Annotated in this window: 4 protein-coding genes; all 4 read right to left on the bottom strand. The window is 51.3% G+C overall.

Features of this window, described 5'->3' with window-relative positions; genetic code table 11:
* Window positions 1–420 precede the first annotated feature (420 nt).
* From nuoD to ndhC, 4 genes are read right to left on the bottom strand one after another with little or no spacing between them, the layout of a single operon-like run.
* On the bottom strand, window positions 421–1,647 hold the full coding sequence (nuoD, locus tag OXG75_06835; protein ID MCY3625686.1) for an NADH dehydrogenase (quinone) subunit D: 1,227 nt from the start codon (window positions 1,645–1,647) through the stop codon (window positions 421–423).
* Window positions 1,647–2,165 carry an NADH-quinone oxidoreductase subunit C gene (locus OXG75_06840; GenBank protein ID MCY3625687.1) on the bottom strand — a complete coding sequence of 173 codons (519 nt, stop codon included), beginning with the start codon at window positions 2,163–2,165 and terminating at the stop codon, window positions 1,647–1,649. The genes nuoD and OXG75_06840 overlap by 1 nt, the downstream gene beginning before the upstream one ends.
* Window positions 2,162–2,647 (bottom strand): NADH-quinone oxidoreductase subunit B, encoded by a 486-nt coding sequence (locus tag OXG75_06845; protein ID MCY3625688.1) that lies wholly within the window; start codon window positions 2,645–2,647, stop codon window positions 2,162–2,164. Before OXG75_06845 ends, OXG75_06840 begins: the two co-directional genes overlap by 4 nt.
* A complete protein-coding gene (gene ndhC, locus OXG75_06850; protein ID MCY3625689.1) occupies window positions 2,638–3,060 on the bottom strand; it encodes an NADH-quinone oxidoreductase subunit A in 423 nt (140 codons plus the stop codon). Before ndhC ends, OXG75_06845 begins: the two co-directional genes overlap by 10 nt.
* Window positions 3,061–3,146 lie beyond the last annotated feature (86 nt).

Below are 3,146 nucleotides of genomic sequence, written 5' to 3' on the forward strand. Positions count from 1 at the left end.
ATCCCTTATGACAGCTGGTGCTCCGGCTTTCAGTTAACATCGTTCTGCTACAATTGAGACTGAAAGGATAACTCTAAAATCCTTCATATCCTTCCAGCTAAATTTCATAGATAGCATATCTGCTCACCCCCCCCCCCCCGTCAAATTGCGGGGCAACGGGTGCAGATACGAAGCAATCGCGGAGGCGGCATAACAGACGCTTCCACCGTTAAAGTTGCCATTACGCGTGACTGCTTACTTCATATATCTTCATCCGGGATTGTCTCTTTCCTTCGGCGGCTTACGGCACGACACCGTGGTACACTTCTCTCACCTCCGCCGGGTTTCCACCGGCTTCCCGGCCGTCATTCAGTCTGGCTTGCGCCCTGCCGGTCTTAAAGAATGCGAGAAAACCGAGGAAACAGGTCTTTTTTTTGACTCCTACCTGTCGACTTCCCCGAGCACTATGTCAATGCTTCCTATCGCGGCAACGACATCGGAGACAAAACCCCCCTTTACCATACCCGGAAGGGCCTGCAGGTTCACAAACGACGGCCCACGAACCCGCATCCTGTAGGGCTTTCCCGTACCGTCACTTACTATGTAGTAACCAAGCTCCCCCTTGGGGTTCTCCACGGCATGGTATATCTCCCCCGGAGGAGTCTCAAAACCGTTGTAGACAAGCACGAAATGCCTGATCAGGGATTCCATCTTAGTGTAGACAAGCTCTTTTTCGGGCAAGACGATATTGGGAAGATCGGCTATGTAGGGGCCGTCGGGAAGATTACGAAGAGCCTGCTCGATTATGCGAAGGCTCTGTCTCATTTCCTCCATCCTGCAGAGATACCTAGCGTACGCGTCTCCTTCATTGGCGACCGGTATGTCGAACTCGTAGTTTTCGTAATCAAGGTAGGGATCGGCTTTCCTTACATCGTAGGGAACGCCGCTTCCTCTGAGTATGGGACCGGTAATCCCGAGATCAATCGCCTGCTCCTTGCTTATGACCGCCACATCCTTGGTGCGGTCGACCCATATTCTGTTTCTCGTAAGAAGCCTGTCTATCTCGCTTAGGGTTTCGGGAAATATCTTAAGAAAATTCCTTATCGTGTCCGAGAAATCTTCAGGAAGATCCATAGGGAGCCCCCCCACCCTAGGGTATGAAGTCGTGAGTCTCGCTCCGCATACCATCTCAAGAATCTCGTAGATACGCTCGCGCTCCTTGAAGCAGAAAAGAAAAGCGGTCATCGCGCCGAGATCCATGGAGTTTGCGCCTATGCCTATTAGATGGGACTCGATTCTGCCGAGTTCAAACATTATCACCTCGGCTACCTTGGCCCTCGGGGGAATTTCATCCTCGATCCCGAGCAGCTTCTCAACGGCCAGTATGAAGCCTATGTTGTTGCATATCGAGGCCAGGTAATCCATCCTGTCGGTGTACGGAAGACATTTTTGATAGGTGATGTCCTCGCAGAGCTTCTCTATTCCCCTGTGCAAATAGCCGATGTGAGGAACGGCTTCTTGGACTATCTCACCGTCAAGATAAAGAACCACACGCAAAACCCCGTGGGTTGACGGATGCTGCGGCCCCATGTTAAGCATCATGGTCTGCTTTCTCGTACCGTCGGCCTCAGTGCTAAGCTCTTCTGTAACAATCTCTACTCTTTCCATCACTCAAGTCCTTCATCAAGAGCCCGCTCAAAGCATCTCTTTGAAGATTCCCTGTCTCTCACGTCGAAGTCCTTTCTCAGAGGAAACTGGTCGTAATCCTCGGGCATCAGTATTCTTCTCGGGTCGGGATGCCCCCTGAAAGTTATCCCGAACATATCGTAGGCTTCTCTCTCAAGCCAGTTCGCCCCGGACCACACCGACGTTACGGAATCAATCGCGGGGTTATCCTGCTCAAGAGCGGCCTTGAGCCTTATTTTCAAGTTCTCTTCGTAGTTCTCACCGAAGCGGTGAAGGAGGTAGACAATCTCGTACCTTGGAAATTTAACGGTCAGGTAGTCGACAACCGTAACGTCCACAAGGTAAGTAAAACCGAGGGTGTTTTTCAGAAACAAACAGCACTCGACTATCGATTCTGCCTTTACAACAAAGGTGGTCTCCCCGCGGAATGTGCTCTCCGAGAGGACATAACCGCTTATTTTTTCCCTTATTTGATCGACAGGGTCAGGTGTGGATGTCATACGATCGGGGGTACCTCGTTATCTATTTTCTTCTGGATTTTGATGACGGCGTCAATAAGGGCTTCGGGTCTCGGGGGACAGCCGCCAACGTAAACATCCACCGGAAGGAACTCGTCTATTCCCTGAACAACGGCGTAACTGTCAAAAGGTCCGCCGCCGCACGTGCACGACCCCATCGCTATTACCCACTTGGGCTCGGGCATCTGTTCGTAGATCCTTCTGCAGACCGACGCCATCTTGTAGGTTATGGTACCGGAAACTATCATCAGATCCGCCTGTCTCGGCGAGAATCTCACGGTTTCGGCTCCGAACCTCGCGATATCAAACCTCGAGGAGAAAGTCCCCATCATCTCAATCGCGCAGCAGGCGGTTCCAAAAGCCATCGGCCACAGGCTGTTTTTCCTTCCCCAGTTGGCAACCGCGGAGACCTTGGTCGTCAGAAAACCGTCTCCGCCGAGAAGTGACCCGCTGCTTACTCCCATTCCAAAGCTCCTTTCTTGAGAACGTAAAAGTACCCGCCCATCACAACAAAAAGGAATGCCAGCACCTCAACAAGCGCCACCATCCCAAGCTCCCTGAACACGACCGCCCAGGCTACAAGGAACACGATTTCTATGTCAAACAGTATGAAAAGGGCTCCTACGAGATAATACTTGAGTGAAACCTTCTCCCTTGCGTCTCCCCTGGGAACCATCCCCGATTCATACGGAATCAGCTTGCGCCAGCTTCCGTATCTTTTCGGACCGAGCAGATAGGAAACGGACAGAAGCGCCGCGGCCAGAACGATCGCTATTACTATTATCATGAGGACGGGAACATACTGCTCTAACACAACACAAACAAGATTAGTATCAGGGGATGAATTGTCAAGAGAATCTCCCGCTCCCCCAACCATGTTTTTACGGTCAGCAATGGGAAAAGACTCATAAGGGCACTTCTAAAAATTAGTTTGCGGCTCAAGATTGAGGACAATTCCCCATT

The sequence above is a fragment of the Candidatus Dadabacteria bacterium genome (assembly GCA_026705445.1).
GTDB lineage: Bacteria > Desulfobacterota_D > UBA1144 > Nemesobacterales > Nemesobacteraceae > Nemesobacter.

Coding starts and splice junctions, on each gene's coding strand:
- ndhC (MCY3625689.1), bottom strand. CDS start 3,060: ATGGTTGGGGGAGCGGGAGATTCTCTTGACAATTCATCCCCTGATACT.
- OXG75_06845 (MCY3625688.1), bottom strand. CDS start 2,647: ATGGGAGTAAGCAGCGGGTCACTTCTCGGCGGAGACGGTTTTCTGACG.
- OXG75_06840 (MCY3625687.1), bottom strand. CDS start 2,165: ATGACATCCACACCTGACCCTGTCGATCAAATAAGGGAAAAAATAAGC.
- nuoD (MCY3625686.1), bottom strand. CDS start 1,647: ATGGAAAGAGTAGAGATTGTTACAGAAGAGCTTAGCACTGAGGCCGAC.